Annotated in this window: 4 protein-coding genes; all 4 read right to left on the minus strand. The window is 66.2% G+C overall.

The window, feature by feature from the left end; translation table 11 throughout:
• Window positions 1-914, minus strand: a 914-nt coding sequence (locus KDB67_RS07910; protein WP_291014516.1) for a sulfotransferase, incomplete at its 3' end; no start/stop codon positions are given.
• Complete coding sequence (locus KDB67_RS07915; protein WP_291014518.1) at window positions 907-1,680, minus strand: SDR family oxidoreductase; 774 nt, start codon at window positions 1,678-1,680, stop codon at window positions 907-909. The genes KDB67_RS07910 and KDB67_RS07915, both read right to left, overlap by 8 nt.
• The gene (locus KDB67_RS07920) at window positions 1,677-2,855 is read right to left on the minus strand and encodes a hypothetical protein (RefSeq protein ID WP_291014520.1); all 1,179 of its coding nucleotides are present in this window, start codon (window positions 2,853-2,855) and stop codon (window positions 1,677-1,679) included. Before KDB67_RS07920 ends, KDB67_RS07915 begins: the two co-directional genes overlap by 4 nt.
• Before the next feature lie 17 nt (window positions 2,856-2,872).
• The coding region (locus KDB67_RS07925; RefSeq protein ID WP_291014522.1) for a flavin reductase family protein at window positions 2,873-3,052 on the minus strand (180 nt) is incomplete at its 5' end.

A 3,052-nucleotide genomic window follows, 5' to 3' on the forward strand; every position in this document is an offset into this window, starting at 1 on the left:
CGGGCGCGTGATTCGGTGAAAACGCGCAGGCCACGCGACCACAGTTCGAGCTGGGACCGGCCCAGGGTGGCGCCGGTGAACGTGTCCGACCAGCCGCGGGTGGCGTGTTCGGCGAGACTGCACGCCGAGGCGATGATGGTTTCCGGCGCACGGTGCGTCTGAATCACCAGTGCATCGGGGTACACCTCGAGCAGTGCGTCGAGGGCGAACAGGTGGCTCGGGTTCTTGAGCACCCACCGGCGTTCGGGGTCGTTGGATCCGATGAGCTGCAGGTTTCGGCGATGCCGGGCGTAGGCGGGTGCCCAATCCTGGCCGGCCAGCCACCGCGAGTACGACGGGAGATGGGCCAGGCATTCGTAGGACACCGACATGACGCTCTGCCGCAGGAGCTGCCAGCATTCCTCCACCTCGTCGGCGGCCATGTAGTGCAGTCCCATGAACTCGGGATCGTCGATGTGATGCTGGGCGAACGACGCCTGGAGCTGGGCGAACACCGGGTTGTCGGCCCACGTGTCGTGTGGTGGACGGGGTTGCGGCCACTGGGTGAGCCACATCTCCAGTCCCTGATGGGCGGGGTCGGCGGTGAGCAGCCGGTGCAGCGCGGTGGTGCCGGTGCGGGGCAGGCCGGTCACGAAGATCGGACGCTCGATCGGCACGTCGGCGTACTGCGGATTCGCCTGCCACGCGGCCTCGCTGAGCAGCCGGGCGATGAGTGCGCCCTTGAGGAAGAAGCGGGACATCTTGCTGCCGGCAGGGGTCAGATTCGCTTCTCGTGCATACGAATCGAGCAGAACGCGCAACGGTTCGAGGTAGTCGTCGCCGCCGAAGTCGGTCAGTCCGGTCGCGCGCGTGGCCGCTGCGTGCAGGTCATCGACGGTGCCCACTGATGTCTGGGCCGACGGCTGGTCAGTCATGGTATTCACCGCAGTTCACGTCGAGGGTGTGGCCGGTGATGGCGCGGGCCATCGGTGAGGCGAGGAAGACGACGGCGTCGGCGATCTCGTCGGGTTCGGGGAGCCGTTTGAGGTCCGAGCGCGCCGCTGTCTGCTGGTAGACCTGCTCGGTGGTGATGCCGTATTTGTCGGCGACCTGGCCGAAGTACCACTTGAGCTGGTCGTCCCAGATGTAGCCCGGAGCCACCGAGTTGATGCGGATACCGCGCTCCCCCAGTTCGGTGGCCAGGGTCTGCGACATCGCCAGCAGCGCTGATTTCGCGAGTTTATAACTGCCGTAACGGGGTTCGGAATGGCGGATGACCATCGAATTGATGTTGACGATAGCTCCGGCGGTGTCGGCGAGTGGTTCGGTGAACGCCTTGATGACCCGGAGCGTGCCGAGGACCGTCAGGTTGAGGCTCGCGGTGATCTGGTCGAAGTCGGTGCGGGCCAGCGGTTTCATCGACGGCAGGGCGAAGGCGTTGTTGACCAGCACATCGACGCGGCCGAACCGGTCGATGACGCGTTCGCGCAGGTTGTCGACGGTGGCGTCGTCGGTGATATCGGTGGGCACGACCAGGGTGTTCTCGCCGAGTTCGACGGCGATCTCGGCGAGCCTCGACTCGGTGCGCGCGGCCAGTACGACCGTGGCACCGGCGTCGGCCATGCGGCGGCAGATCGCCTTGCCCAGGCCGGGCCCGACGCCGGAGACGACCACGACTCTGTCGGCGAGCAGTCCGGTCATCCGAGCATCCTGTCCGCGAAGGCCTGCTGTCTGGCGGCGATGAGATCGCGCCACCCGGCGTCGTCGATGCGGTTGGCGGCGTACTCCGGCAGGTGCGCCGGAACATCGTCGAATGCGACGACCTGCGCCGATGGTCCGAGTTCGGGGCCGATCGGGTCGTCGACGCGTTGCCAGCGGAACTGCAGGATTCCGCGCGCACGGCCGGTGGTCTCGATCCAATTGGTGACGCCCGGATTTCGCCGGGAGACCACCAATCGGATCATTCCATCCGAATCCACTTGCGCCTGATGCGAATTGAGGCTCGTTTGGTGGTTGACGTAGTCGAGAGAGATGTACCACATGCTGCCGAGCTGAAAGCCCTGGTACGGGGCGGTCGAGCGCGGCACCGTGATGATCATCGCCTCATCGTCGGCGAGCCGGTAGTGACCGACCGATGAGAACTGGGTGCGCAGTCCGCCCGGGGTGAGCCTGGGCGGGGTGAAGGTGTTGACCGGCTCATCGAGGTAGAACCATTTCGGGAAGTTGAACCAGGTGTTGATGCGCGAGAGCAGCATCTTGCCCGCCACCGAGAACCGTCGGGAGACCTTGGCGACGTCGGGCTCCTCCGGTGCGGTGCCGCGGGTGTCGACGCGCTGGATCGAGATCGAACCTTTGCGTTCGGTCCAGTCGCCGTACACATCGCGCACCGCCAGCATCGACGCACCGTCGCCGAGGACGAAGTAGTTGTCCGGTCGCTCACCGGCCGGGTCCGGGCCGAAGGTGAGCGTGAACGAGCCGTCGTCGGCGATCGTGATGCGGCGGTCGTCGAAGGCGTCGTCGCCACCGGGGACATTGGTGGCGGTGTAGTCGCCGCGCAGGATCTGGAAGCTCAGATCGACGGTGCTTCCCCGTGTTCCGCGGACCTCGTAGGTTCCGTCGGGTTCGATGTCGGCGTGGTAGTAGAGGGTGTCGGGGTTGTCCAGGCCCATCTTGGTGGACGGGCCCGTCGAGGTGACGAAGTTCGGGTGCGAGCGCTGTCGCGAGCGTGCCAGCTGGATGACCGCGGCGATGCTGCCGGCCAGGTAGTCCAAGCCGTCGGCGAGGTCGATGTCCGTGTCGATGAATTCGGCTGAGGTGATGAGCTTTTCGGCCTCGGCGATGGCTGCGGCGAGCGGGGCGGTCACGTCGCTGGACATTGTTTCGGTGTACTCCTCTACAGCCAGGTGTCGGTGCCGTTCCAGGTGAGGAATTCCTCGAGTTCCGCCTCGGCGGGGTGGACTCGGGGGTGTTCGGTGGACAGGTAGCCGCCGCGGTAGAACAGCAGCGGCTTGTCCTGCAGGACCTCACCGAGGGTGCGGGCCCGGCCGATGACGATGTGGTGGTCGCCGCCGTC

The sequence above is a fragment of the Gordonia sp. (in: high G+C Gram-positive bacteria) genome (assembly GCF_020438995.1).
In the GTDB taxonomy this organism is placed as follows: Bacteria; Actinomycetota; Actinomycetes; order Mycobacteriales; family Mycobacteriaceae; genus Gordonia.